Annotated in this window: 19 protein-coding genes and 1 tRNA gene; 10 read left to right on the top strand and 10 right to left on the bottom strand. The window is 70.4% G+C overall.

All coding sequences use genetic code 11. The annotated features are described in order from the left end of the window. Nucleotides 1–107: 107 nt before the first annotated feature. The 5 genes from QE399_RS03300 to QE399_RS03280 all read left to right on the top strand — a co-directional run bounded on the left by QE399_RS03300 (nt 108) and on the right by QE399_RS03280 (nt 6,226). Nucleotides 108–638 (top strand): sigma-70 family RNA polymerase sigma factor, encoded by a 531-nt coding sequence (locus tag QE399_RS03300; protein WP_309826079.1) that lies wholly within the window; start codon nt 108–110, stop codon nt 636–638. Next, entirely contained in the window at nt 614–1,684 is a 1,071-nt protein-coding gene (locus tag QE399_RS03295) for a FecR family protein (protein ID WP_309826077.1), read from the top strand. The genes QE399_RS03300 and QE399_RS03295 overlap by 25 nt, the downstream gene beginning before the upstream one ends. Before the next feature lie 179 nt (nt 1,685–1,863). Beyond that, complete coding sequence (locus QE399_RS03290) at nt 1,864–4,272, top strand: TonB-dependent receptor (protein ID WP_309826074.1); 2,409 nt, start codon at nt 1,864–1,866, stop codon at nt 4,270–4,272. A gap of 47 nt (nt 4,273–4,319) precedes the next feature. Continuing rightward, nucleotides 4,320–4,610 carry a hypothetical protein gene (locus QE399_RS03285; protein ID WP_309826073.1) on the top strand — a complete coding sequence of 97 codons (291 nt, stop codon included), beginning with the start codon at nt 4,320–4,322 and terminating at the stop codon, nt 4,608–4,610. Next, nucleotides 4,565–6,226 (top strand): PepSY-associated TM helix domain-containing protein, encoded by a 1,662-nt coding sequence (locus QE399_RS03280; protein ID WP_309826072.1) that lies wholly within the window; start codon nt 4,565–4,567, stop codon nt 6,224–6,226. Before QE399_RS03285 ends, QE399_RS03280 begins: the two co-directional genes overlap by 46 nt. A 182-nt stretch (nt 6,227–6,408) precedes the next feature. Here QE399_RS03280 and QE399_RS03275 read toward each other — a convergent pair whose 3' ends face one another. Both QE399_RS03275 and QE399_RS03270 read right to left on the bottom strand, forming a co-directional pair. After that, on the bottom strand, nt 6,409–6,993 hold the full coding sequence (locus QE399_RS03275) for a TlpA family protein disulfide reductase (protein ID WP_309826071.1): 585 nt from the start codon (nt 6,991–6,993) through the stop codon (nt 6,409–6,411). Between the two features lie 163 nt (nt 6,994–7,156). Beyond that, nucleotides 7,157–8,275 carry a transglutaminase-like domain-containing protein gene (locus QE399_RS03270; RefSeq protein ID WP_309826070.1) on the bottom strand — a complete coding sequence of 373 codons (1,119 nt, stop codon included), beginning with the start codon at nt 8,273–8,275 and terminating at the stop codon, nt 7,157–7,159. Between the two features lie 217 nt (nt 8,276–8,492). On the opposite strand from QE399_RS03270, the gene selD reads away from it, so the two are divergent. Next, on the top strand, nt 8,493–9,584 hold the full coding sequence (gene selD, locus QE399_RS03265) for a selenide, water dikinase SelD (RefSeq protein ID WP_309826069.1): 1,092 nt from the start codon (nt 8,493–8,495) through the stop codon (nt 9,582–9,584). 34 nt (nt 9,585–9,618) lie between these two features. On the opposite strand, the gene QE399_RS03260 is transcribed toward selD, so the two are convergent. From QE399_RS03260 to fdnG, 8 genes are all read right to left on the bottom strand, one after another. Then, the gene (locus QE399_RS03260) at nt 9,619–10,437 is read right to left on the bottom strand and encodes a hypothetical protein (RefSeq protein ID WP_309826068.1); all 819 of its coding nucleotides are present in this window, start codon (nt 10,435–10,437) and stop codon (nt 9,619–9,621) included. A gap of 24 nt (nt 10,438–10,461) precedes the next feature. After that, nucleotides 10,462–10,553, bottom strand: a tRNA-Sec gene (locus tag QE399_RS03255). An 82-nt stretch (nt 10,554–10,635) separates the two neighbouring features. Beyond that, nucleotides 10,636–12,648 (bottom strand): selenocysteine-specific translation elongation factor, encoded by a 2,013-nt coding sequence (selB, locus tag QE399_RS03250; protein ID WP_309826067.1) that lies wholly within the window; start codon nt 12,646–12,648, stop codon nt 10,636–10,638. Nucleotides 12,649–12,750: 102 nt separating this feature from the next. Next, complete coding sequence (selA, locus tag QE399_RS03245) at nt 12,751–14,184, bottom strand: L-seryl-tRNA(Sec) selenium transferase (RefSeq protein ID WP_309826065.1); 1,434 nt, start codon at nt 14,182–14,184, stop codon at nt 12,751–12,753. After that, nucleotides 14,181–15,155, bottom strand: coding sequence for a formate dehydrogenase accessory protein FdhE (gene fdhE, locus QE399_RS03240; RefSeq protein WP_309826063.1), 975 nt, complete (start codon nt 15,153–15,155; stop codon nt 14,181–14,183). The genes selA and fdhE overlap by 4 nt, the downstream gene beginning before the upstream one ends. Before the next feature lie 116 nt (nt 15,156–15,271). After that, the gene (locus QE399_RS03235; RefSeq protein WP_309826062.1) at nt 15,272–15,898 is read right to left on the bottom strand and encodes a formate dehydrogenase subunit gamma; all 627 of its coding nucleotides are present in this window, start codon (nt 15,896–15,898) and stop codon (nt 15,272–15,274) included. Beyond that, complete coding sequence (fdxH, locus tag QE399_RS03230) at nt 15,895–16,845, bottom strand: formate dehydrogenase subunit beta (RefSeq protein WP_309826059.1); 951 nt, start codon at nt 16,843–16,845, stop codon at nt 15,895–15,897. The genes QE399_RS03235 and fdxH overlap by 4 nt, the downstream gene beginning before the upstream one ends. Before the next feature lie 10 nt (nt 16,846–16,855). Beyond that, on the bottom strand, nt 16,856–19,921 hold the full coding sequence (gene fdnG, locus QE399_RS03225) for a formate dehydrogenase-N subunit alpha (protein WP_309826057.1): 3,066 nt from the start codon (nt 19,919–19,921) through the stop codon (nt 16,856–16,858). 352 nt (nt 19,922–20,273) lie between these two features. On the opposite strand from fdnG, the gene fdhD reads away from it, so the two are divergent. The 4 genes from fdhD (at nt 20,274) to QE399_RS03205 (ending at nt 26,013) form a co-directional block, all read left to right on the top strand. Continuing rightward, the gene (fdhD, locus tag QE399_RS03220) at nt 20,274–21,155 is read left to right on the top strand and encodes a formate dehydrogenase accessory sulfurtransferase FdhD (protein WP_309826056.1); all 882 of its coding nucleotides are present in this window, start codon (nt 20,274–20,276) and stop codon (nt 21,153–21,155) included. A gap of 108 nt (nt 21,156–21,263) precedes the next feature. Then, the gene (locus QE399_RS03215) at nt 21,264–23,783 is read left to right on the top strand and encodes an ABC transporter permease (protein WP_309826055.1); all 2,520 of its coding nucleotides are present in this window, start codon (nt 21,264–21,266) and stop codon (nt 23,781–23,783) included. A 182-nt stretch (nt 23,784–23,965) separates the two neighbouring features. Next, nucleotides 23,966–25,504: a C13 family peptidase gene (locus QE399_RS03210; RefSeq protein WP_309826054.1), complete on the top strand. Its 1,539-nt coding sequence runs from the start codon at nt 23,966–23,968 to the stop codon at nt 25,502–25,504. A gap of 86 nt (nt 25,505–25,590) precedes the next feature. Continuing rightward, nucleotides 25,591–26,013 (top strand): group II truncated hemoglobin, encoded by a 423-nt coding sequence (locus tag QE399_RS03205; protein WP_309826053.1) that lies wholly within the window; start codon nt 25,591–25,593, stop codon nt 26,011–26,013. Nucleotides 26,014–26,047: the final 34 nt, after the last annotated feature.

Here is a 26,047-nt window from a genome sequence, read left to right as displayed (position 1 = left end):
AGGCCCGCGCTTTCCGCACAGGCGCCGGCGGGTGCGAAGGCGACGTGCGGTAAGATGAGAAGGATTCTCAAACGCAATGGCGGTCCGCGAGCGGACTGGAGGTGGCAATGTCAGCGGTGGACGCGGCCGCGCAGCAGCACCGGCTGCAAATGCAGGCGCTGTATGGCGAACATCACGGATGGCTGTTTGGCTGGCTGCGGCGCCGGCTCGGCTGCGGCCACCATGCGGCCGACGTGGCGCAGGACACCTTCGTGCGCATCCTCGGCTCGCGCGACGCGCTGCTGGGCGTGCGCGAGCCGCGCGCCTACCTGGTCACCACGGCCAAGCGGCTGCTGATCGACGAGGCCCGCCGCCGCCTGATCGAAAAGACCTACCTGGAGGAATTAGCCGCCGCGTCCGCGGCCACCTTCGACGCCGCACCGTCGGCCGAGGAGGTGGCGCAGACCGTCGAGGCGCTGCTGCAGATCGAGGCCGCGCTCGACGGGCTGGCGCCCAAGGCACGCCAGGCCTTCCTGCTGTGCTACCTGGAAGGCCACACCCACGCGGTGGCGGCTGCCGAACTGGGCGTGTCCACCAAGATGGTGCAGAAGTACCTCATCCAGGCGCTGGCCCATTGCCAGCGCGTTCTGCAGGGCTGACGGCGGTGCGGGCCTGGGACGACGCACCGCCGGCCGATCTGGCCGAGCAGGCCGCCGGCTGGATCGTGGGGCTCGACAGCGACGACGCGGACGAGCGCGCCCGGGCGCAGCGCGGCTTTGCGGCCTGGCGCGCGCAAAGCCCGCAGCATGCGGAAGCCGCGGCCCGGCTGGAGGCCTTCATCGGCCGCGTACGGCAGGCCGCCGGCCCCGGCGCTGCCGATGCGCAGGCCGCCCGGGCGGCGCTGAACGCGGTGCAGCCGGGCGCCCAGAGCCGCCGGCGCCGGGCCCTGGGCCGTGCCGCCGGTGCCGTGGCTCTGGTGGCGCTGCTGGCCGTGCCCTCGTGGCTGGCGCTGCACAGCCACCCGCCCGCGCACCTGTGGGCCGACGTGCGCAGCAGCGCCGGCGAGTGGCGCCGCCACACGCTGAGCGACGGATCCCAGCTCACCCTGAGCGGCGTGGCCGCCATCCACTGGCGCGCGGACGAGCGCGAGCGCGTGGTCGAGCTGGTGCGCGGCAGCCTGCTGGTCGATGTGGCCAAGGACGCCACGCGCCCCTTCTACGTGCAGACGCCGCTCGGCCGCATCCGCGCCCTGGGCACGCGCTTTGCCGTCACCTACGATGACGGCGGCCTGACGCTGGAGATGCTGGAGTCGCGCGTGGCGGTGCAGGCCCCCGATGACGGCAATGGCGCCGCCGCGGTGCGCAAGCCCGTGGTCGTGCAGGCCGGCCAGCGCGTGCATGTCGGCGCCGAGGGCATCGGCGCGGTGGAGGACATGGACCCGGAGGGCGTGGAGCAGGGCTGGCAGCGGCACCAGCTGGTGGTGCACGACCGGCCGCTGCCGGAGGTGCTGGACCGCCTGGCGCCGCACCACCCCGGGCCGCTGCAGTTCGACCGCGCGGCGCTGGCCGCCATCCGCGTCTCGGGCGTGCTGCCGCTAGACGACACGGCGCAGGCGCTGCGCCTGCTGCAGCAGAACTTTCCGCAGCTGCGCCTGCGATCCGTGGCGTCGCGCTGGGTCTGGGTGGACCTGCAGCCGGCGTCCTGACCGGTCCTCCAGAAAAATTTTTAGCGGCTGGTTCCACTTTTCCGTTCGCCATCCGTCAAGGCGGTTGAACTCAACGGAAAACGGAAAAGGACCTCCTCCCATGCGCGACGCAAAGCGTTTCAGCCCGCCGCGGCTGCCTGTCTCCCCTGGCGCTCTCCCTGTCTCTGGCCCTTGCCGCCATGGCGGGCGGCGCGCATGCCCAGGCACCCGGCGCGGTGAATGCGCAGGCGTTCAGCATCCCGGCCGGGCCGCTGGCGCCGGCCCTCAACCGCTTCGCCCAGCAGGCGGGCGTGGCGCTGGTGGTGGACCCGCAGCGCGTGGCCGGCCTGCGCACGCAGGGCCTGGACGGCCGCTACGGCGTGGACGAAGGCTTCGCCCGCCTGCTGCAGGGCACGGGCTATTCCATCCAGAAGACCGAAGCGGGCTACTTGCTCGCGCCGGCCGTGCCCGCCGCGGCACCCGCGGCACGCCCGGCCCCTGCTGCGGCCGCAGCAGCGGCGCCGGAGGCCGCAGCCGTGGTGGCCGCCTCCGATGCCGCGTCCTTGCCCGCGGAGGGCGAGGCCCTGGAGACGGTCGTCGTCCAGGCGTCCCGCTCCAACATCGAGGCCGAGAAGGCCCCGCAGACGGTGCAGATCATCGGCAAGGCCGACATCGACCGCCAACTGGCCCTGTCCACCAACTCGTCCGATGTGCTCAGCAACCTGATTCCGTCGTACACCCCCAGCCGCGGCAAGATGAACGGCAGCGGCGAGACGCTGCGCGGCCGCACCCCGCTGATCCTGATCGACGGCGTGCCGCAGTCCAACCCCATCCGCCCGACGGGGCGCGAGGCGCACACCATCGACTTCTCCATGGTCGAACGCATCGAGGTGGTGCAGGGCGCCAACGCCGTCAACGGTCTGGGCGCCACGGGCGGCACCATCAACCTGATCACCAAGCGGCCCGAGAACGGCGCCTTCAACCAGCACGTGGACGTGCAGGCCACCATGCCCACGTCCGACATCGGCGGTGACGTGATGGGCTACAAGACCACCTACCGCGCCAGCGGCCGGCAGGACCGCCTGGACTACCTCTTCGCCATCGCGGCCGAAGACCAGGGCCTGTACCGCGACGCCAAGGGCCGCTCCATCGGCGCGGACAACACGCAGGGCGACCTGATGGATTCGCGCAGCTACGACGTGCTGGGCAAGATCGGCTGGTGGCTGGACGACAACCAGCGCCTGCAGTTCTCGCTGAACCGCTACAAGATCAAGTCCGAGGCCAACTACCTCGCCGTGGCCGGCAACCGCGCCACGGGCCTGCCCACCACGTCCGTACGCGGCACGCCCGAGGGCACGCCGCCGTGGAACGATGTGTGGACCTCCAGCATCAGCTACAACCACTACGACCTGGCCGGCATGGAGCTGTCCGCCATGGTGTTCCACCAGGATTTCGAGGGGCTGTTCGGTGCCGACAACTCGGCCACCTTCCAGGACGCCACTATTGCGCCGGTGGGCCGGCTGTACGACCAGTCGCGCGCCGTCTCCAAGAAGCTGGGCAGCAAGGTCACGCTGACCAAGGCCGACCTGCTGGACAACCGGCTCAAGCTCACCACCGGCTTCGACACACTGGTGGACAAGGGCAAGCAGGACCTGTACGGCACGGGCCGCACCTATGTGCCCGAGTCCGAGTACCGCAACCTGTCGCTGTTCGTGCAGGGCGAGTACAAGCCGTTCGAGAAATGGACGCTGCACGGCGGCGTGCGCCGCGAGTCTGCGGACCTGCGCATCGACTCCTACCGCACCCTGGCCCGCTACAACCGCGTGGCCGTGCAGGGCGGCAAGCTGGACTTCAACGAGACGCTCTACAACGCCGGCGTGGTCTTCGAGCCCACCAAGGACTGGAACCTCTTCGCCAGCTACTCCGAAGGCTTCGGCATGCCCGACGTGGGCCGCGTGCTGCGCGCCATCAACACGCCCGGCCAGGATGTGGACGACATGCAGAGCCTGAGCCCCATCGTGACCAAGAGCGTGGAGCTGGGCGCGCGCTTCAAGCGCGGCCCCTGGGAGGCCGAGGCGAGCTGGTTCCGCTCGTCGTCCGACTACGGCAGCCGCGTGATCCGCGTGAACGACGCCTTCATGCTGGCGCGCGAGAAGAACCGCATCGACGGCGTGGACACCAGCCTGGGCTACCGCTTCAACCGCGCCCACAAGGGCAAGCTGTCTTACGTGCACACCAAGGGCCGCTACGACAGCGATGACAACGGCACGCTGGACGCACGGCTCGACGGCCTGAATGTCTCGCCCGACCGGCTGCTGGCCTCGTGGACGGCGCAGTGGACCGGGCAGCTGTCGTCCTTCGTGCAGGTGCAGCACGCCTTCAGCAAGACCTTCGACGACCCGGCCAAGAAGTTCACCGGCTACACGCTGGTGGACGCCAGCATGAACTACAAGCTGGCCGACAAGAAGGGCACGCTGCGCCTGGCCGTCGCCAACCTGTTCAACCGCAACTACATCACCTACTACTCGCAGAGCGCGCTGGTGGAGCCGCTGCGCTACTTCGCCGGGCGGGGCCGCACGCTCACGCTGGGCTACTCGCTCGACTTCTGACGCGCAGAGGGCAGGGCGTGGCGAAGGCGGCGGCAGGACACCGCTCCGTGGCGATGGCCCGGGCGATGGCCGCCGTGCGCGCGCTGGTCGCCATCGCGGGCGGCTACGCCGTTACCGCGCTGGCCGTCATGGGCGGCGCCGCGCTGCTGGCGCGGGCCGGCATGGCGCGGTCCGAGGCGGTGGTGACGGCCGGCATGCTGGGCTTTCCCGCCTATCTGGTTCTGCTGATGTGGGCGCTGGCCTGCCCTAGCCTGCGCCGGCTGGCCGCCGTGTTGGGCGGCCTGGCCGGCGCGTGCGCGCTGCTGGCGTGGTGCGCCCGGCTGGGGCCGGCGGCATGAGCGGCGCGGGCTACCGCCAGCGCCTGGGCGGCGTGCACACCTGGGCCGGCATCGTGCTGGGCGTGCTGCTGTTCGCCATCTTCTGGATGGGCACGCTCAGCGTGTTCGATCGCGAGCTCGACCGCTGGATGATGCCCGCCACGCGCCTGGCCGCGCCGCAGGCCCCGCCCCGGCTCGACGCGCTGGTGCCGCTGGCGCAGGCCCACGTGCCGGAGGGCGCCCGGCAGTGGCGCATCGATTGGCCCACCGCGCGCACGCCCGTGCTGCGCCTGTCGTGGCAGACCCGCGAGGGCGCACGCGAGCAGCGCCACTTAGACCCGGCCACGCTGGCTGTGCTCCCCGATGCGGGCACCTGGGGCGCCAGCGGCTTCTTCTTCCCGTTCCACTACGGCCTGCACATCGACTGGAACGGCGTGGGCAAGTGGCTGGTGGGCATCGCCGGCATGGGCATGCTGGTGCTGCTGGTGAGCGGCGTGGTCATCCACCGCAAGCTGCTGGCCGACTTCTTCACCTTCCGCCCGCGCAAGCGGCTGCCGCGCAGCAGCCTGGACCTGCACAACCTCACGGGCGTGGCGGCGCTGCCGTTCCACTTCGCCATCACCCTGTCGGGGCTGGTGATCTTCTGGGCCATCTACTTTCCTCAGGCGCATGTGGGCGTGTACGGCACCGGCGCGCAGGCCCGGGCCGCTGTGCAGGCCGACGGCTACGGGCGCTACCGGCCGCCGCGCGGGCAGGGCGACGCAGGCGCGGGCGTTGCAGGAACTGGCGGCGCGGCGCCCGCAGCGGCAGCGCCGCTGGCCTCGCTCGACGCCATGGCAGCGCAGGCGCGCCAAGTGTGGGGCGGCGGTGCGGAGCCGTACTTCGTGCGCGTGTGGAAGCCAGGCCGCGCGGACAGCTATGTCGAGTTCCGCCGCTCGTACGCGCGCGAGGTGTCGATGAACCTCGGTCAGCTCTACTTCGACGCCGGCACCGGCCGGCTGCTGCAGCGCTTCGAGGCCGCGCCCGCCATGGGCGTGCAGCGCTTTCTGTCGGGCCTGCATTTCGTGCAGTTCGAGCACGCGCTGCTGCGCTGGCTGTACTTCGGCCTGGGCCTGTGCGGCTGCGTGATGATCGCCACCGGCCAGGTCTACTGGCTGGCCACGCGCCGCGCCCGCACGCCGCCGCATGCCGGCGGGCGCGTGGTGGCGGCGCTGAGCGTGGCCGGCACCGCCGGCCTGGTCGTGGCCACGCTGGCCTACCTGGCCGCCAACCGCCTGCTGCCGGCCCATGCGTCCGTCAACGTCGCCGGCCTGGCGCTGGACCGGGGTGCGCTGGAGGTCGCCGCGTTCTGTGCAGTTTGGCTGGGCAGCCTGCTGCACGCGGGGCTGCTGCACACGGATCTGCGCGGTGCGCGGGCCTGGCGGGACCAGGCCCGCGCCATCGCCGTGCTGGCACCGGCCTGCGTGGCGCTCAACGCTTGGACGACGGGGGCCTATGGCGCGGCCACCATCGCCCACACGCCGGCCGCCGTGTGGGGCGTGGATGGCCTGCTGCTGGCGCTGGGCGTAGTCGCTGCCGTCGCCGCACGGCGCCTGCAGGCTGCCGCAGCAGCGGGTGTGCCGGCGCGCAAGCGGTGAGGGGCCGGTGATCGGGGCCCTAAAGAGTCGTGCAGCGGGCGCGGCCTCCGCAGCGCTGATGCCGTGATGCAGAACGCCTGTGTAAAGGGGCGCCCTGCAGCCCATTTACTAACCAAGATGCTATTTAAATAATAGCTGCATGCGCTTGCTGAATAAGCGCTAGAGGCCGATTTGGCTTGCAATCAAGTCAGCGCCGAACGCACGGCCCGCACCAGGTCCGGATGGCTCCAGTCCCGTTCGCCCTGCGCCCACAGCCGCGGCCGGCCCTGCGCGTCGAAGAGAAAGGTGGCCGGCAGCGACAGGCCGCCGCTCCAGGCCTTGAGCAGCAGTTGGCTGCGGTCCAGCAGGACGGTGCCGCGCACGGGCACCTCGGCCAGAAAGCGCTGCACGCGCTCCGGCATCTCGCCATGGTTGAGCGCCACGAACTGCAGGCCCTCAGGCCCCAGCCGCTCGGCCAGCGCGTTCAGGCCGGGCATCTCCACGCGGCAGGGACCGCACCACGTGGCCCACACGTTCACCAGCAGCGGGCGGCCGGCGAAATCGGCCAGGCTGCGGCGCTGGCCCGTGGCCAGATCGGTGGCCTGCAGCGCGGGCGCCTGCGCAGGCTGCCAGGGCTGCAGTGCGGTGTCGCCCGCATCCGGGCCTGGCCCTGCCGCCGTGACCGCCCCCGCTTGGCGCGCGCCGGCCATGCCGCTCAAGGCAGCGCCCAGCGCCAGCGCGAGGGCGTGGCGGCGCCGCAGGTCGGTCCTACGGTGCAATGGTTTCACCGGACTTCTAGGGCGCAAAGCACTGTGCGCATCGTTTGAAGCGGGTGCGGCCCAGGCGCGGGCAGCCCCGCAAGGGCCGCCCCGCCGCGGTGGCTGCGTCCCCCTCCCGCAGCGCGTAGCGCGAAGAGAGAGGGGGAAGGCGCGCAGCGCCTCAGGGGGAGGATCACACCCGGGTGGATTGGATGGTGTAGCGGAAGGTGGCCGGGTCCAGGCTGTCCAGCCGGCCCTGGGCGGTCTCGCCGTGGGGATACATCAGGAAGGCGAGCGGGGCCGCCGCCTGCTGCGCGCCGGGCAGGCGCACGTCTTCGGCGCTGTTGTAGCCCATCCAGTTCATCTCCCAGGCGCCGAAGAGCATGGCGTTGGCGGCGCGCACGCGGGCGTCCGTCTTAGGCAGGCCGCCGGGCGCTTCTTCCAGCATCACCTTGCGCACGTCCGCCGGGTCCACCGGCACCCAGCCGTAGCCTTGCGCGTAGAACTCGGCGCGGCAGTGCTGGGCGCGGCTGATGTCGCCGCTCTTGCCCAGGCTCTTGTAGCCGTGGGCCGAATCGTCCACGCGCACGCCGTACACATCGCGTGCCGGCACGCCGCTGGCGCGCGCCAGGGCCACGAACAGGCCGTTCAGGTCGGCGCACTTGCCGCCCAGGTTGCCGCTGGTCAGCACATAGGCCGCATCGCCCGTGCCGCAGCCGCGCACGCTGCCCACGCGCTGGCAGTTGGCCACGATCCAGTCGTAGATGGCCTTTCCCTTCTCTATATCGGTCTGCGCGCCGGCGTCGGCCACGATCTTGCGGGCCGTCTCGCCGACCACACCGTCGGTGGGCTTGAGCGTGCTGGGCTGCAGCCAGGGGCGCAGTTCGGCAGCGCTGGCGGCGCGCACGGGCGTGGTGGCACCCAGGTCGGCGGCGCGGTCGCGCAGGGCCACGCGGTTCACCAGCTTGACCTGCTGCGGTGCGCTAGGGTCAGCCCACTGCACGGCCAGCATTTGGGCCCCGCCCGTGCCGGTGACGATCTCGGCGCGCTGGGCGCCGGGGGCCTCGAAGCGCGTCTCCAGCACGCGCTGGTGCACGCTGTGGCCCGCGCCCAACTGGCGCGCCGGCAGCGGCACCCACACGCGGCCCTGCGCGGTGCGCTCGGCCAGGTCGATCTGCGTAGTCACGTCATAGGTGCGCCAGGCGCTGGCCGATGGGCCGGTAGCCGCGGCGGCGCTGGCCAGGCCGGGCAGTGCCAGGGCGCCGGCGAAGGGCGTGGCGGCGGAGAACTGGAGGAAGTGGCGGCGTTGCATGGGGGCACTCCTTGTGGGTGGTCGTCATCGTTCTGGGGCCGGGTGTTGATCGGCTGCGCGCAGGGCGCAGTGAGGCAGCAGGCGCAGCATGATCCCACTTTTGCCCGCCAAACCGGTGTGCGGCGCACAAAACTCGACCGCAGGTGCGGGGATGGCGCGCGGCCCTGCCGGGGGTGTTGCACACTGACGGCCCCCGATTGCCCCGAGCCTCTTTGCCATGAACGCTGCCGCTGCCGCACCGACGCAAGCCTCTTCCCCGACGGGTGGCCCCCGCCTCACCTCGCTGTCGCACGGCGGCGGCTGCGGCTGCAAGATCGCGCCGGGCGTGCTGTCGGAGATATTGAAGTCCAGCGGCGCCGCAAGCTTCGTGCCGCCCGAGCTGATGGTCGGCATCGAAACCGCCGACGACGCCGCCGTCTACCGCCTGAACGACACGCAGGCGCTGGTGGCCACCACCGACTTCTTCATGCCCATCGTGGATGACCCGTACGAGTTCGGCCGCATCGCCGCCACCAACGCGCTCAGCGATGTGTACGCCATGGGCGGCCAACCCATCATGGCGCTGGCCCTGGTCGCCATGCCGGTGAACCAGCTACCGCTGGACGTGATCGGCGCCATCGTGCGGGGCGGGCAGGATGTGTGCCGCGCGGCGGGCATTCCCATCGCGGGCGGCCACACCATCGACTCGGTGGAACCCATCTACGGCCTGGTCGCCATGGGCCTGGTGCACCCCGACCGCGTGCGCCGCAACGCCGGCGCACAGCCCGGCGACGTGCTGGTGCTGGGCAAACCGCTGGGCGTGGGGGTGTACAGCGCCGCACTCAAGAAAGAGCAGCTGAGCGACGCCCACTACCGCGCCATGATCGCCAGCACGACGCGCCTGAACACCCCTGGCCCGCTGCTGGCCGCACTGCCCGGCGTACACGCCATCACCGACGTGACGGGCTTCGGCCTGGCCGGCCACGGCCTGGAAATGGCCCGCGGCGCGGGCGTGACGGTGCATATCGATTGGAGCCGGGTGCCGCTGCTGCCGGGGGTGTTGGAGCTGGCGGAGGCGGGTTTCATCACCGGCGCCAGCGGGCGCAACTGGGCGGGCTATGGCAAGGACGTGGTGCTGGCGGAAGGGCTACCGGCGGTAACGCAGAGCTTGATCACCGATCCGCAGACATCGGGCGGGCTGTTGGTGGCGTGTGCGCCTGAGTCAGTGGGAGACGTGCTCGGAGTGTTTGAGCGGGAAGGGTTTGGGGAGGCTGCGGTAGTGGGGCGAGTGGAGGCGGGGCCCGCACATCTGCTCGCGAGTAAGCCATAAGAACGCGACACAGCGGTCCTGAATAGGTAATGAATTACATATTGTCCAGTCGCTTTGCAGCTGCAATCGATTCTTTACTTACATGGCCGCAGCTTCTGTGATGTTCTGCCATCCACCAGCGACGACATAGTGTTGGCTGATGCGGGAACGGAATAGCCTTTGGCTCACAGCCCGACGTTTTGTCAAGCGCATTCTTGATTGCTATGTAGCCCTCCAACGACTTAAGGTACAGATCTCTCCACGCTTCAGAGCGAATGGCGTCGGAAGCAGGGACATCAAAGCCTAAGGCGCGTAGTGAGAAACTAAATTGTTGATCATGTATGAGAAATATCTCATGCGTTCTGGGACTGGGATTAAGGTAGTTCCAGCCAAAAATCCAATAAGGAAAACGTGTTCGCTGTGCTGCGTGAAACGTAACGATATAGGTCGCTACGGCATCAACAAGCTCGTCGGGGCGAACTGTGAGCAGCTGCTTATAAATGTCATAACCAAGCGTTTTAGGGTGCGTTAGATTCCCCCGGACATCGTTGCATAGTCCAATTAAATCTCTCTGCTGCTGAGGGAATGCAGGGCGGATTCCGATGATTTCTAGAGGCCACTTATCCAGCTTGGCGAGGAATCGTCCTTTACGTAGAACTTCAAGAATCACGTGTTCGCTTTTAGATGCAGCAAGATGTGCTCGCATGACACGGTTCAGGAAGGCTTCAAGGGTTGCTATCCCAAAGTAAAGGGCCGCCGTCAGGTGATGAGAGCGCTCCATTGTTGTGGGGGCAACTTCGGCTGAATGTGCTTCCCGAACAAGTGAGGAAAAATTTTGCCAAACGGGATTTGCCGACCAAGGATCTAGAGTCATAAACGCCTTTGTGCCTCGGTGGGGCGGAAGGGAGAGGGAGTCGAACCCACCGACCACGCGTGGCGCAGTCCACCGGGTTTGAAGCCCGGGCGCCCCACCGGGAGCGCTTCCCTTCCATGGCTTCCGGCCGTTGCAGCCGAAAGCATCTCTTCATCTAATCAATCGATCCATCCAACGCTCAACCCACCGCGCACCGCATCAGCCGCGGTCGCCGAACAGCGGCGTGCCGGGGCGCAGCAGGTGCGCGTCCTTCACGCGGCGGGTGAAGCCCACGCGGTCGAAGAACTCCAGCAGCTGGATGGCGCGTTTGCGGCCCAGGCCGGTGGCGTCGCGGAAGCTGGCGGCCTGCAGGCCCTGTTCGGTGCCGCTGCCCTCCTGCGCGATGCATCGGCGGGCGATGGCGGCCAGCTGCTCGACCGTGGTGACGGGATAGTACAGGTCTTTCACCACCTGGAAGACCATGCCCCGGCGCGCCATGCTGGCCAGGGTCTGGCGCACCACGGCCTCAGCCACGTTCAGATCCTTGGCGAGGGTGCGCACCCAGGGCGGGTCGAACGCGCCTTCGGCCAGGGCGGGCATCAGGCGCTGCGCGAGCTGCTCTTCCGCCGCGTTCATGCGGGCCGCGTGGTCCGGCAAATGCAGCCAGTGGTGGCTGCGCGCGATGGCGCCCTGCGCCACCAGGCTGTCGATGGCGTGCTGCCACAGCGCGTCGCTGGCGCGCGGGGCGGCCAGGCGCTTGATGCGGCGGGTGTCGGGGCCGATCTCTTCCGGCGTGCTGGCGTGGAAGGCGCGCAGCTTCTCCACGGCCTGCGCCTGCAGGGCGGCCAGCGCGGCCGGGGCGATGGCGACGAGGCCGGCACCGGCACCGGCACCGACGATGGGCACGGCGCCGGGCGGCAGGGGCAGGTCGTCCGGCCGGGCCAGGCCCTCGGCGCGGGCGGTGGCGGCCAGGTCCAGGCCCAGCGGGGCCTGGGCCAGCAGGGCGGCGATGCGGTCTGCGCGAGCGGGCAGCGCCTGGGCGGCCAGCAGGGCCAGCCGCTCGGGGGTGCGGCGCCAGCGCTGCGGCGCGTGCGGGTCGAGCACGCGGATGCCGCCCAGCGTGCGCGTGGCCGAGGCATCACGCAGCACGCCGCGGTCGCCGTGCCAGGCGGCCACGGTGCCGTGCAGCACCAGCTGGGCCAGCGCCGTGGCGCCGGGCGCCAGGGTGTCGCCCTGCAGCAGGGCGATGCTGCCCATTACGTCGGAGGTAGCGAGGTGCACGTGCACGGGCGTGCCGGAGCGCAGGGCCTTGGGCTCGTCCGGCCAGAGCGTGCATTCCACGTCGATGCGGGTGGTGGCCAGGCCGATGGCGGGTGCGCAGACCCAGTCGCCGCGGCCCACCTCGTCCTTGGCCACGCCGTGCAGCGCCAGGGCGCAGCGCTGGCCGGCGGCGGCCACCTCGGCCGGCTGGTTCTGCGCGTGGATGCCGCGCAGCCGCACGCTGCGGCCACCGGGGGCGATCTGCAGCTCGTCGCCCACGCGGGCGCTGCCGCTGGCGACCGTGCCGGTGACGACGGTGCCCACGCCGGCCAGGGTGAAGGCGCGGTCCACGGCCAGGCGGAAGGCGGGCGGGGCGTCGGTGGTGGAGCCGGCGCCACCCACGGCGGGTGCCGAGTCCATGCGGGCGGCCACCTCCAGCAGGTGGTCGCGCAGCGGGCCGATGCCTTCGCCGGTGGTGGCGGAGACGTGGAACACGGGCGCGCCCGCCAGCCGCGTCGGCGCCAGCAGCGCCGCCACTTCGGCGCGTACGGCGCGCAGCCGGTCGGCGCGGGTGTTGGCGTCCAGCCGGTCGATCTTGGTGATGGCGACGGTGCCCTGGGCCACGCCGAGCAGCGCGACCACGGCCAGATGCTCGCGGGTCTGCGGCATCACGCCGTCGTCGGCGGCCACCACCAGCAAGGCGTGGGCGATGCCGGTGGCGCCCGCCAGCATGGTGTGCAGCAGGCGCTCGTGTCCGGGCACGTCCACGAAGCCCAGCGACAGGGCCGCGCGGTGGTGGGGGCCGCTGGCGTCCGGGGCCTCGCTGCTGGGCACATGCAGGTAGGCGTAGCCCAGCTCGATGGAGATGCCGCGGCGCTTTTCCTCGGGCAGGCGGTCGGTCTCCACGCCGGTGAGCGCGCGCACCAGCGAGGTCTTGCCGTGGTCGATATGGCCGGCGGTGCCGATGATCATGGGCGGGAGTCCTGCGGCTGCGTCATTTTCAAAATTGATAGCTGCTTGCGCTTGATGGATAAGCGATGGAGCCTGTTTTTACTTGATGTTCAACAGGGATCATCATTCCTGCGCCAGCGCCTCGGCCAGCAGCGGCAGCTGGGCGGTGAAGGCCGGCACGTCGCGCGCCTCCAGGCAGCGCAGGTCCAGCCACAGGGTGTCGTTGGCGATGTGGCCGATCACGGGGCGGGGCAGGGCGCGCAGGGCGGCTTCGAGGTGGCCCAGTGCGCGGCCGGCGCGCTTGACATTCACCGGGCGGATCGCCAGGCCGTAGCTGGGCAGCGTCTCCACGGGCAGGGCGCCGCTGCCGATCTGGCTGAACACGGCATCGGCATGCACGGTGTAGCCCGTGCCCACGGCGGCCTGCAGCGGGGCGGTCAGCGCATCGGCCTGGGCGCGCATGTCGGCCTGCGGGCGGGTGAAGAGGCGCAGCGTGGTCAGCTGCTCGGGCAGTTGCTCGGGCCGCAGGTACAGGCGCAGCACCGGCTCCAGCGCGGCCAGCGTGAGCTTGCCCACGCGCAGCGCGCGCTTGAGCGGGTTCTTCTTGATCTTGGCGATCAGGTCCTTGCGGCCCACGATGAGCCCGGCCTGCGGGCCGCCCAGCAGCTTGTCGCCGCTGAAGGTGACCAGGTCGGCACCGGCCGCGATGGTCTCGCGCACGGTGGCCTCATGCGGCAGGCCCCATTGCGACAGGTCCACCAGGGTGCCGCTGCCCAGATCGACCACCAGCGGCACGCCGCGCGCGTGGGCGATCTGTGCCACCTCGGCCTCGCCCACGCTCTTGGTGAAGCCGGTCACCGCGTAGTTGCTGCAATGCACCTTCATCACCAGGGCGGTGCGCTCGGTGATGGCCTCGGCATAGTCCTTGGCGTGCGTGCGGTTGGTGGTGCCCACCTCGACCAGCTTGGCGCCGGCACGGGCCATGATGTCCGGGATGCGGAAGGCGCCGCCGATCTCAACCAGCTCGCCGCGCGAGACGATCACTTCCTTGCGCGCGGCCAGTGCGTTCAGCGTGAGCAGCACGGCCGCGGCGTTGTTGTTGACCACCGTAGCGGCCTCGGCGCCCGTCAGCTCGCGCAGCAGGTCGTTCACCAGGTCGTCGCGGTCGCCGCGGCCGCCGGTGGCCAGGTCGAATTCAAGATTGGCCGGCGTGGTCAGCGCCTGCACCACGGCCTGCACGGCCGCGTCGGGCAGCAGCGCGCGGCCCAGGTTGGTGTGCAGCACCGTGCCGGTGAGGTTGAACACGGCCTTCAGGCGCGGGGCGAAACGGGCGTCGAGCTGTGCGCGCACCTGGGCGGCCAGCGCCGCGGGTTCGATCTGCTCTGCCGTGGCCTGGCCCGCCACCACGGCGGGCCGCAGGGCATCCATCACGCCGCGCAGGGTGTCGGTGGTCAGGCGGGTGCCGTAGTCGACGGCCAGGGCGCGGAATGCAGGCGCCGACAGCACCCGGTCCACGGCGGGAAGGCGCAGCGGCTGGGCCGGCGCGGCGGCGCTCATGCCGCAGTGCCGTCCGCGGCCGGCGGCGTGGCGTCCACGTCGGCCAGGGGCAGGAAAGGGTTGGTGCTGGCGCGGGCGAAGTCGGTCTCGCCCATCAGCAGATCGAGCAGCAGCGTGGCCAGGTCGTCGGCCAGGGGCTCGGCGTGCGGGTCCTTCTCCTGGTTGGCGATCTTGCGGTAGGTGTGGCAGGCGTCGCAGGTCTCGGCCAGCACCACTTCGTCCTTCTGGTCGCTGCCTTCGCTCTGCAGGCCCTGGTAGCGCACGCCCTTGGTGGACTCGCAGTGCGTGCACTTCACGCGCACCATGTGCCATTCGGTGCAGCAGGTGCCGCAGTGCAGGTAGCGCAGGCCGGCCTCGCGCCCGCCGATGCGCAGCACGCTGGCCACGGGCGCTGTGCCGCACACGGGGCAGACGGTGGCCGGGTCGGTGTAGGGAATGTCGGCCAGGCTCAGGCGGCTGGCGCGGTCGGCGAACACCACCTGCAGCGCGGCCATGACCAGCGGCGCGGCGGCCAGTTCCTCGGGCTCGCTGACCAGGCCCACCAGCACGCGGCGCGCCAGCGTGTCGCGCTCGGCGGCGGACTGGGCCTGCAGCGTGGCGAGCACCGGGGCCAGCGCCTCGGGCACGGCAGGGCTCTCGCGCACCGCGGCCAGGATGCCGTCGAGCACGCCGTGCCAGGCCGGGTCGACATGGCTGGCGGCCGGCAGCAGGGGCATGGAGTGTTCCTGCGCCTGGGCGATGGCGGCGGCGTCGGGCGGGGCGGTCTGCACCGCGGCCGCGGCCTGCTGCTGGGCCTTCACCAGCTGCGCCACGAAGCGCAGGTAGTCGCCGATGGGATTGCCCTCGGCCCGCTGCAGCAGCCGCGCGGCGCGGTCGGCGAACAGGCTGGCTGGCTGCGGCAGGCGCACGCGGATGGGGCTGGTGCGGTCCAGCGTCTCGATTTCACCCGGTTGAAGAATGCGTGTTTGCACGGAACGGAACTCCAGAAAGAGAACTGCCGCCGGGGCAGCGACTGCGCCGGCGGCAGGGCAAAAGCAGCGTATCAGTTTTTCACCAAAGCGTGCTTCGTTGCGGGGTACTCAGGGGGTTAACTGTCATCTCCAGTGACCTTGCGGTACCAGCCGCGGTGGTGCTGCTTGGCCCAGGCGCGGGTCACGGTGCCGTAGAGCATGGCGCGGATGGTGCCGCGCGTCCAGATGGCGGCGTACACGTGCAGGATGATCAGGCCGATCATCCACACCGCCGCCACGGCATGCAGCACCGAGGCCACGCGGATCACCGTGATGGGCGGCGCCCACCAGGCCCGCCACATCAGCACGCCCGTGACCAGGATGACGGCCATGCCGACCACCAGGCCCCAGAACAGCACCTTCTGGCCGCCGTTGTATTTGCCCTGCTCGGGCATGTGGTGGTCGTTGCCGTCCACCATCTTGTCGACGTTCTTCAGCCACTCGATGTCGCGCCGCTCGATCACGTTCAGCCGCCAGAAGCGCAGCGCCATCAGGATGAAGAACAGCGCCATCACCACGCCGATGTACGGGTGCAGGATGCGCGTCCACGGCCCGCCGCCGAACAGGGCGGTCAGCGGGAAGAAGGCCGGGTGGAAGAACGCCAGGCCCGACAGCGCCAGCAGGATGAAGCAGATGCCTACGATCCAGTGGTTGGCGCGTTCGGAGGCCGTGTAGCGCTGCAGGTCGCGGGGGTTGCGTCTCATGGCCGGTCCTCCTGGGTGGCAGCGCGGGCCCGCGCCTCGGCTTCCTCATCCTTGCGCTCCATCTCGTCTTCCAGGTCCTTGGAGACGTCGTTGGGGCCCTTGGTGATGTAGTGGAACAGGCTGCCCACGGCGGCCACGCCCAGCGCCGCCATGGCCAGCGGCTTGGAGACGCCCTTCCACAGGCTGACCATCGGGCTGATCTTCGGCTCGTTGGGCAGGCCGTGGTACAGCGACGGCTGGTCGCCGTGGTGCAGCACGTACATGACGTGCGTGCCGCCTACGCCGGCCGGGTCGTAGAGGCCGGCCTTCTCGAAGCCGCGTTCCTTCAGGTCCTCGATGCGCTCGGCGGCCTGGTCCTTCATCGCCTTCTTGGTGCCGAACATGATGGCGCCGGTGGGGCAGGTCTTCACGCAGGCGGGCTCCTGGCCCACCGCCACGCGGTCGGAGCACAGCGTGCACTTGTAGGCCTTGTGGTCCTTCTTGGAGATGCGCGGCACGTTGAACGGGCAGCCCGTCACGCAGTAGCCGCAGCCCACGCAATGCTCTTCCTGGAAGTCCACGATGCCGTTGGCGTACTGCACGATGGCTCCGGGCGAGGGGCAGGCCTTCAGGCAGCCCGGGTCCTCGCAGTGCATGCAGCCGTCCTTGCGGATCAGCCATTCCAGGTTGCCCGTGGCCTCGTTCTCGTACTCGGTGAACCGCATCACGGTCCACGAGTGCTCGGTGAGGTCGGTGGGGTTGTCGTAGACGCCGGCCGCGGCCGTGCCCACGTTGTCGCGCAGGTCGTTCCACTCCATGCACGCCGTCTGGCAGGCCTTGCAGCCGATGCACTTGGAGACGTCGATGAGCTTGGCGACCTCGCCCCCGCCGTGCGCCTCGCGGATGCTGGGCGACGGCGTGGTGGTGGCGGAGCGGCGCTTGATGTCGAGTGATTGCAGTGATGACATGGGCGGCTCCTCAGACCTTTTCCACCTTGACCAGGAAGGTCTTGAACTCAGGGGTGTTGGTGTTGCCGTCGCCCACGAAAGGCGTCAGCGTGTTGGCCAGGAAGCCCGGCTTGGTCAGACCCTTGAATCCCCAGTGGATCGGAATGCCGACGTGATGCACCGTCTTGCCTTCGATCTGCATCGGCTTGATGCGCTTGGTGACCATGGCCACGGCCTTGATGTAGCCGCGCTTGGAGCTCACCTTCACCCGCTCGCCCGACTTCACGCCCACTTCCTGCGCCAGCGCCTCGCCGATCTCGACGAACTGCTCGGGCTGGGTGATGGCGTTCAGCAGCGCGTGCTTGGTCCAGTAATGGAAGTGCTCGGTCAGCCGGTACGTGGTGCCGACGTGCGGGAAGTCCTTGGCTGCGCCGAACGTATCCCAGATGGCCGGGAACACGCGGGCCGCCGGACTGCTGGTGGCCTGCTTGTTGTTCGGGTGCATGGGGTTGTAGCCCAGCGGCGTGTCGAACGGCTCGTAGTGCTCGGGGAACGGGCCTTCGTTCAGACCCTTACGGGCGAAGAAACGGGCCACGCCCTCGGGGTTCATGATGAACGGGCCGGCACCGGTTTCGGGCGCCAGGTTGGCGCCGAAGTCGGGCACGTCGGCCCCGCCCCAGGCGCTGCCGTTCCAGCTGACCACCTTGCGCTTCGGGTTGAACGGCTTGCCGCTCGGATCGCACGACGCACGGTTGTACAGAATGCGGCGGTTGGCCGGCCAGGCCCAGGCCCAGTTCAGCGTGTTGCCGATGCCGGTCGGGTCGGAGTTGTCGCGCCGGCCCATCTGGTTGCCGGCCTGCGTCCACGCGCCCGCGTAGATCCAGCAGCCGCTGATCGTGGTGCCGTCGTCGCGCAGCTCGCCGAAACCGGAAACCTGCTCGCCGGCCTTGCGCAGCACCTTGGTCGGGTCTTTGGGGTCGACCAGGTCCACCAGCGCGCGGCCGTTGTATTCCTTGGCCACTTCCGCGGCCGTGGGTTCGTGCGGCTGGGCGTAGGGCCACCAGAGGTTGACGATGGGGTCGGGGAACTTGCCGCCGTCCTTCTGGTAGAGCGCCTTCAGGCGCATGTGCAGCTCCGACATGATGTGGATGTCGGTGTGCGCCTCGCCGGGGGGCTCGGCAGCCTTCCAGTGCCACTGCAGCACGCGCGAGGAGCTGACCACCGAGCCTTCTTCCTCGGCGAAGCAGGTCGTGGGCAGGCGGAACACCTCGGTCTGGATCTGGGAGGCGTCCACGTCGTTGTACTCGCCGTGGTTCTTCCAGAACTCCGAGGTCTCCGTGGCCAGCGGGTCCATGATGACCAGGAACTTGAGCTTGGCGAGGCCGCTGCGCACGCGATCCTTGTTGGACAGCGCCGCCAGCGGGTTGAAGCCCTGCGCCAGGTAGCCGTTGACCTTGCCCTCGTTCATCATCTCGAAGATCTGCAGCATGTCGTACTGCTTGTCGAGCTTGGGCAGGTAGTCGTAGGCCCAGTTGTTCTCGGCCGTGGCAGCAGGGCCCCACCAGGCCTTCATCAGGCTCACGTGGAACTTGGAGTAGTTCTGCCAGTAGCTCATCTGGCCGGCGCGCATCGGCTTCTGGGTGCGGGCCTCGATGTACTTGCCGTAGTCCTGCTCCACCTGGGAGGGCAGGGTCAGGTAGCCGGGCAGGCTCGAAGACAGCAGGCCCAGGTCCGTCAGGCCCTGGATGTTGGAGTGGCCGCGCAGCGCATTCATGCCGCCGCCCGCCACGCCGATATTGCCCAGCAGCAGCTGCACCATGGCGCCGGTGCGCAGGATCTGCGCGCCGATGGAGTGCTGCGTCCAGCCCAGCGCGTACAGGATGGTCATGGCGCGGCCGGGCACGGCCGTCGATGCCATCTTCTCGCAGATGTGCAGGAACTTGGCCCTAGGCGTTCCGCAGACGCTCTCCACCTTCTCGGGCGTGTAGCGCGCGTAGTGCTTCTTCATCAGCTGGTACACGCAGCGCGGGTCCTGCAGCGTGGGGTCGGTCTTGACGAACCCGTCGGCCCCCAGCTCATAGTCCCAGCTGGCCTTCTCGTAGGTGCGCTTTTCCTGGTTGTAGCCCGAGAAGATGCCGTCGACGAAGTCGAAGTCGCTGCGCACGATGAACGAGAAGTCCGTGTAGTTCTTCACGTACTCGTGGTGGATCTTGTCGTTCGAGAGCAGGTAGTTGATCACCCCGCCCAGGAAGGCGATGTCGCTGCCCGACCGGATGGGGGCGTAGAAATCCGCCACCGATGCCGAGCGGTTGAAGCGCGGGTCCACCACCATGAAGTACGCCTTGTTGTGCGCCTTCGCCTCGGTCACCCACTTGAAGCCGCACGGGTGCGCCTCGGCGGCATTGCCGCCCATGACCAAAATCACATCCGCGTTCTTGATGTCGACCCAATGGTTCGTCATCGCTCCACGGCCAAACGTCGGGGCAAGACCTGCCACCGTCGGGCCGTGTCAAACACGGGCTTGGTTGTCGAATGCCAGCAGGCCCCAGGAGCGGGCCACTTTGTGGGTGATGTATCCGGCTTCGCTGCTGGCGGCCGAGGCGGCCAGCATGCCGGTGGTGAGCCAGCGGTTGACCGTCGTGCCGTCTTCCGCCTTCTCGACGAAGTGGGCGTCGCGGTCGTCCTTCAGGTGCTTGGCGATGCGGGTGAGCGCATCGTCCCAGGACATGCGCTTCCACTCGTTGGAGCCCGGCGCGCGGTACTCGGGGTACAGCAGGCGGTTGGGGCTGTGCACGATGTCCAGCAGGCTGGCGCCCTTAGGGCACAGCGTGCCGCGGTTCACCGGATGGTCCGGATCGCCCTCGACGTGCATGACCGACAGCTTGGCGTTCTTGGCGCCGTCGCCCAGCGAGTACATGAGGATGCCGCAGCCGACCGAGCAGTAGGTGCAGGTCTGGCGCGTGACCGTGGTCTGCGCCAGCTTGTACTGGCGCACGTCGGCCAGGGCCGTGGCGGGCGAGAAGCCCATCGCGACGAGACTGGAGCCGACCAGGCCGGCGCCGCTGACGCGGAAGAAGTGGCGGCGGTTCATGTCCATGACATGTCCTCCTGCCCCGGGGAGAGGGGGTGTTTCATCGGGTGGATTCCAGGTGGCAACCGAGCATGGCCCGCAAGCGGGCAACGCCTGTCACACGAGACCGACGCGCACGCGCGATGCTGGCCCGAAACAGGTTCGAAGACGAAGAAGCGAAACGATGGGAAGCGGGGGCGGCCGGCCGGCAAGGCGGTGTCCGCAACAGCGGGAAGCTGCCGGGATGCGAGTGGCTGGATGCGCGCGACATCGTGGCTCCTGTACGACGCGGCCATTATTACGCGCGGGGGCGAATTTCCTCAACAAACCCGAGGTGTGCGCTGCGTCATGACAGGGGCGGGCTGTTATGGTACGGGCCATGCAAGAGTCGTCCTCAGCCGCGTGTGCGGCCCCCGTCACATCCGGTGCCGATGGCACGCCGGCGCCCCTGCGGGAGGTGCCCGTGGCGGCCTGGCGCCTGCCGCCGCAGGATGCGCCGGGCGCTGCCACGTCGGCGCCGCAGCAGCGCACGGTGGCCGCCGAGGTGCCGGTGGCGCTGGTGTTCAACGACATCTCGCATGCCGTCATGATGGCCACGCCGCAGGATCTGGAGGCTTTCGCCGTGGGCTTCGCCCTCAGCGAAGGCATCGTCGTCGACCCGGCGGACTGCCGCGACCTGGAAGTCTTCACCCATGGCGAAGGCACGCCCGACGTGAGCTGCTCGGTGCACATGGAGATCGCGCCGCGCCAGTTCGCCCGGCTCAAGGAGCACCGGCGCGCCCTGGCGGGCCGCACGGGCTGCGGCGTCTGCGGCATCGACAGCCTGCAGGCGCTGGACCTGCATCCCGAGACGGTGCCGGTGCCGCCCTGGGTGGCCGGGCTGGATGTGGAGACGCTGGCCCGCGCGTTCACCGCACTGGGGCCGCTGCAGGTGCTCAATGCCCAGGCAGGCTCCCTGCATGCCGCCGGCTGGGCGACGCCCGACGGGCAGCTCACCGACGTGCTCGAAGACGTGGGCCGCCACAACGCCCTCGACAAACTGCTCGGACGCCTGGCGCTGGCCGGCCGGCTGGAGGAACCGGGCTTCGTCGTCATGACCAGCCGCACCAGCTACGAGCTGGTGCGCAAATGCGCGCGCCTGGGCGTGCCGGCGCTGGCCACCATCTCCGCGCCCACGGGGCTGGCGCTGCAGCTGGCCCGCGAGGCCGGCATGCAGCTGTGGGGCATGTGCCGCCCGCCTGCCGCCGTGCGCTATGTCTGAGCGGGCCGGAAGCGGCGGCCACGCCCGTGTGCGCCGTTCCCGTTGCTGCCTCTTTTCTTTGATCGACCCCAAGTTGCTTTCGATGTTGCCGCGAGGAGTGCATCCACCATGCTGAAACACGTCCTGTCCCTGGGCTGGCGGACCCTGTGGCGCGACCTGCGCGCGGGCGAACTGCGCCTGCTGATCGTCGCCGTCACGCTGGCGGTGGCGGCGCTCACTTCGGTGGGCTTCTTCGCCGACCGCCTGCAGCGCGGGCTGGAGCGCGATGCGCTGCAGCTGCTGGGCGGCGATGCCGTGGTGGTGAGCGACAACCCGACCCCGGCTGCATTCACCGAGCGCGCCCGCGCCCTGGGCCTGCGCAGCGTGACCACGCTGGGCTTTCCCACCATGGGCCGGGCGGACGATGCGCAGGGCGGGGCCAGCCGGCTGGTGGCCCTCAAGAGCGTGGAGGCCGGCTACCCGCTGCGGGGCCGCCTGCAGGTGGCCCCGGCGCCGGGCGCGGCCGGCCAAGCCACGGACGAGATCCCGGCGCGCGGCGAGGCGTGGGTGGACGCGCCCCTGCTGGAGGCGCTGGGCCTGGCGATGGGCGACCCGCTGCTGCTGGGGGACGCGCAGCTGCGCATCGCCCGCATCATCACCCTGGAGCCCGACCGCGGCGCCGGGTTCATGAGCTTTGCGCCGCGCGTCATGGTGAACGCGGCCGACCTGCCGGCCACCGGCCTGGTGCAGCCCGCCAGCCGCCTGACCTACCGCTTCGCCGTGGCGGGCGAGACCCGGGCGGTGCAGCAGTTCAGCGACTGGGCCGCCGAGACCCTCAAGCGCCCCGAGGTGCACGGCGTGCGGCTGGAGTCGCTGGACACCGGCCGGCCCGAGATGCGCCAGACGCTGGACCGGGCGCAGAAATTCCTCAACCTGGTGGCGCTGCTGGCGGCCCTGCTGTCCGCCGTGGCCGTGGCGCTGGCGGCGCGTGGCTTCGCCAGCCAGCACCTGGACGGCGCGGCCCTGCTGCGCGTGCTGGGGCAGAGCCAGCGCACCATCGCGGGCGGGTACGTCGTGGAGTTCGGCCTGGTGGGCCTGTTCGCCAGCGCGCTGGGCGTGCTGCTGGGCTTTGCCGTGCACTTCGCCTTCGTGGCGCTGCTGGCGGGGCTGGTGGAAACGGCGCTGCCCGCGCCCGGTCCGTGGCCCGTGGCCTTCGGCCTGGGCATGGGGCTCACGCTGATGTTCGCCTTCGGCCTGCCGCCGGTCCTGCAGCTGGCCCAGGTGCCGCCGCTGCGCGTGATCCGGCGCGACCTGGGCGGCCTCAAGCCGGCCTCCGCGCTGGTGCTGGGCGTGGGGGTGGCGGGCTTCGCCGCGCTGCTGCTGGCGGTGAGCAGCGACCTGAAGCTGGGCCTGATCGCCGTGGGCGGCTTCGCCGGCGCGGTACTGCTGTTCGCCGGCCTGGCCTGGCTGGCCGTGAAGCTGCTGCGCCGGAGCGTGAACGAGGCCACGGCCCCGCGCTGGCTGGTGTTGGCCACGCGGCAGATCTCCGCCCGGCCGGTGTATGCGGTGGTGCAGGTGAGCAGCCTGGCCGTGGGCCTGCTGGCCCTGGTGCTGCTGGTGCTGCTGCGCACCGACCTCATCGGCAGCTGGCAGAAGGCCACGCCGCCCGACGCGCCCAACCGCTTCGTCATCAACGTGATGCCCGAGCAGGCCGACGCCTTCCAGCAGACGCTGCGCGGCGCCGGCGTGTCGCGCTACGACTGGTACCCCATGATCCGCGGCCGGCTGGTGGCCATCAACGGGCGCGACGTGGGCATGGACGACTACACCGAGGACCGCGCCAAGCGCCTGGTGGACCGCGAGTTCAACCTCTCCAACGCCGCGCAGGCGCCCGGGCACAACCAGATCACGGCGGGCACCTGGACGCCCGGCGCCGCGGGCGAAGTCAGCGTGGAGGAGGGCATCGCCGAGACGCTGGGCCTGAAGCTCGGCGACACGCTGCGCTTCGACATCGGCGGCATTCCGAGCGAGGCGCGCATCACCAGCCTGCGCAAGGTGGACTGGGGCTCGCTGCGCGCCAACTTCTTCGTCATGTACACGGTGGACCAGCTGGCCGACTTGCCTGCGACGTATCTGGCGGCCTACCGTGCGCCCAGCACTCCTGGCTTCGACAACGCCCTGGTGCGCGAATTCCCCAACATCACCAACGTGGACATGAGCGCCACGCTGGCCCAGGTGCAGGGCGTGCTGGGCCAGGTGATCCGCGCGGTGGAGTTCCTCTTCGGCTTCACGCTGGCCGCCGGGCTGGTGGTGCTGTTCGCCGCGGTGACGGCCACGCGCGAGGAGCGGGCGCGCGAGTTCGCCATCATGCGCGCCGTGGGCGCCCAGGCGCGGCTGCTGCGCCAAGTGCAGCGCGCGGAGCTGGCCGGCGTGGGCCTGCTGGCCGGCTTCCTGGCGAGCTTCGTCGCGGTGGCCGTGGGCTGGGCGCTGGCGCGCTACGTGTTCGACTTCGCCTGGACGGCCACGCCCTGGGTGCCGCTGGCCGGTGCGCTGGCCGGCGCCGTGCTGGCCCTGGCTGCGGGCTGGTGGGGCCTGCGCGAGGTGCTGCGCCGCCCGGTGGTGGACACGCTGCGGCGCGCGGCCGACTGAGCCGGTGGGGTGCGTGCGGCGTGCCCCACGCCCCGTCCGCTGCATCGCGGAATGCTATTGATTGAATAGCTGATTGCGCTTGTGTAGAAAGCGCTGCGGGCCATTTTCATGCTGATCGCCGGTGTGGCTGCTTCCCGCGCCGTGGGGCAGCGCACGCCCCGGGCGGTGGCATGATTCCCGCCATGTCTGATTCCCCGGCCTCCGGCCTGCCCCCCGCCCACGCCGGCACGCCGCCGGCCCCGCCCGTGCCGCCAACTGCACCCGCACCTTCCGGATCTTCCGGTCCGCAGCCCGCGTGCCGGCTGCCGCTGTGGCGCTGGATGGCGGAGGGCCTGCGGGGCGCAGCCTTCCTCCGCCCCCGCACGGGCGATGCCGCCCCCGGCCCGTGGCAGCTGCTGGTGCTGGTGGCGCTGCCGGCCGCGGCGCTGTTGGCGGCCGAACGCTTCACCGTGCCCGGGCCCGCGCAGTTCGAGCCCGCCGCCTGGCTGGCGCCCTGGTGGATCAGCCTGGCTTTGCTGTGGTGCGCCTGGTGCGCCCTGCCGCGCGGCACGGGGCCGGCCGGTGGCGGCGGGCGCTTGGCGGCCTGGTTCGCGCTCTCCTCGTGGGCGCCGCTGCCAGTGCTGTTGCTGTCGAGCGCGCTGCAGGTGTGGGCCGTACGCTATCCCGGTGCCTGGCCGGGGCCGAGCGCGCTGGACGGCGCCATGCTCGCCCTGGTGCTGCTGGGCCTGGTGGCTGTGCTGCGCATGAGCGCGGCGTTCTTCGTCACCCGCACGCGACTGGCCCTGTTCACGCTGGCGACCGTGGTGCTGACGGGCGCCGGACTGTGGACCTACCCCGGCCCGTCCTGGACCGAGGCAGCGCCGGAGGCCCCGGTGTGGGCCGAAGGCGACGCCGAGCCCGATGCAGACACTGCCCCCGAGCTCGAGCCCGAGCCGCTGCGCCTGTCGCAAGAGGTCTTCGAGGCGCAGCAGGCGCTGTGGGAGCGGCAGGTGCAGGCCCTGGTGCCGCAGCGCGATGGCGTGGTGGATGTGTACGGCCTGGTGTTCGCCCCCTTCGCCGGCGAGAACGTGTTCCGCCGCGAAAGCACGATGGTGCGCGAGCTGCTGGAAGAGCGTTTCGGCGCGCGCGGGCGCGTGCTCCAGCTGCTCAACCATGCCGACACCGCGGCCACGCACGTCTGGGCCACACCGCGCAACCTGGAGCGCGCCGTGGCCGCCCTGGGCGCCCGCATGGACCGCGCGCACGACGTGCTGGTGGTCTACCTCACCTCGCACGGCGGGCAGGACCACCGGCTGGCCGCCGACCACTGGCCGCTGGAGGTGGAGCCCGTCACTCCCGAACTGCTGCGCCGGCTGCTCGACCAGGCCGGCATCCGCCACCGGGTGGTCGCCGTGTCGGCCTGCTATTCAGGCGGCTGGATCGAGCCGCTGGCCACCGAGGCCACGCTGGTGATGACGGCGGCGGACGCCACGCACACCTCGTACGGCTGCGGCCGCCTGTCGGAGCTGACCTTCTTCGGCCGCGCGGTGTTCGACGAGCAGCTGCGCCAGACGCACTCGTTCACCCAGGCCTTCGCCCGCGCCGTGCCGCTGATCCGCCAGCGCGAGATCGACGCCGGCAAGGACGACGGCTTTTCCAACCCGCAGATCCGCGTAGGCCCTGCCATCGCGCCCGTGCTGGATGCGCTGGCCGCCCGGCTGGACGCGGCACCGGTCCGCTGATCCGATGGTTTGCTCATCTTTTGATAGCTGCTTGCGCTTGATGGATAAGCGCTGCAGGCACATTTCATTCCAATTTCCGCACCGCCATGCCCGTTGACGACGACAGCCCCTCTTCCGCCCGCCCCGCCGCCGCTACGCCGTTCGAATGGATCGGCGGCGAACCCCGGGTGCGCGCCCTGGTGGACCGTTTCTACGACCTGATGGACCTGGAGCCCGCCTACGCCGCGCTGCGCGCCGCGCACGGCTCCACGCTGGACGAGGCCCGCGACAAGCTCTTCTGGTTCCTGTGCGGCTGGCTGGGCGGGCCGGACCACTACCAGAGCCGCTTCGGCCACCCGCGCCTGCGCGCGCGGCACCTGCCGTTCTCGATCGGCATCAAGGAGCGCGACGAGTGGGTGGCGTGCATGGACCAGGCCATGGGCGAGACCGGCGTGCCCGAGGCGCTGCGCACGCGCCTGGCCGAGAGCTTCATGGGTACGGCAGACTGGATGCGCAACCGCGGCGGCTGAGCGCCGGCCGCGCGGGCCGGCGCTGCCGCGCCGC

The organism is Paracidovorax wautersii (assembly GCF_031453675.1).
In the GTDB taxonomy this organism is placed as follows: Bacteria; Pseudomonadota; Gammaproteobacteria; order Burkholderiales; family Burkholderiaceae_C; genus Paracidovorax.
The sequence above is the reverse complement of the archived record's forward strand: the minus strand, read 5'-3'. Positions and strand labels throughout refer to the sequence as shown.

What these genes read in the sequence shown, in the direction of transcription:
- QE399_RS03300 (WP_309826079.1), top strand. Translation starts at nt 108, where the DNA reads ATGTCAGCGGTGGACGCGGCCGCGCAGCAGCACCGGCTGCAAATGCAG.
- QE399_RS03290 (WP_309826074.1), top strand. Translation starts at nt 1,864, where the DNA reads ATGGCGGGCGGCGCGCATGCCCAGGCACCCGGCGCGGTGAATGCGCAG.
- QE399_RS03270 (WP_309826070.1), bottom strand. Translation starts at nt 8,275, where the DNA reads ATGCAACGCCGCCACTTCCTCCAGTTCTCCGCCGCCACGCCCTTCGCC.
- selD (WP_309826069.1), top strand. Translation starts at nt 8,493, where the DNA reads ATGAACGCTGCCGCTGCCGCACCGACGCAAGCCTCTTCCCCGACGGGT.
- QE399_RS03260 (WP_309826068.1), bottom strand. Translation starts at nt 10,437, where the DNA reads ATGACTCTAGATCCTTGGTCGGCAAATCCCGTTTGGCAAAATTTTTCC.
- selB (WP_309826067.1), bottom strand. Translation starts at nt 12,648, where the DNA reads ATGATCATCGGCACCGCCGGCCATATCGACCACGGCAAGACCTCGCTG.
- selA (WP_309826065.1), bottom strand. Translation starts at nt 14,184, where the DNA reads ATGAGCGCCGCCGCGCCGGCCCAGCCGCTGCGCCTTCCCGCCGTGGAC.
- QE399_RS03235 (WP_309826062.1), bottom strand. Translation starts at nt 15,898, where the DNA reads ATGAGACGCAACCCCCGCGACCTGCAGCGCTACACGGCCTCCGAACGC.
- fdxH (WP_309826059.1), bottom strand. Translation starts at nt 16,845, where the DNA reads ATGTCATCACTGCAATCACTCGACATCAAGCGCCGCTCCGCCACCACC.
- fdhD (WP_309826056.1), top strand. Translation starts at nt 20,274, where the DNA reads ATGCAAGAGTCGTCCTCAGCCGCGTGTGCGGCCCCCGTCACATCCGGT.
- QE399_RS03215 (WP_309826055.1), top strand. Translation starts at nt 21,264, where the DNA reads ATGCTGAAACACGTCCTGTCCCTGGGCTGGCGGACCCTGTGGCGCGAC.
- QE399_RS03210 (WP_309826054.1), top strand. Translation starts at nt 23,966, where the DNA reads ATGTCTGATTCCCCGGCCTCCGGCCTGCCCCCCGCCCACGCCGGCACG.
- QE399_RS03205 (WP_309826053.1), top strand. Translation starts at nt 25,591, where the DNA reads ATGCCCGTTGACGACGACAGCCCCTCTTCCGCCCGCCCCGCCGCCGCT.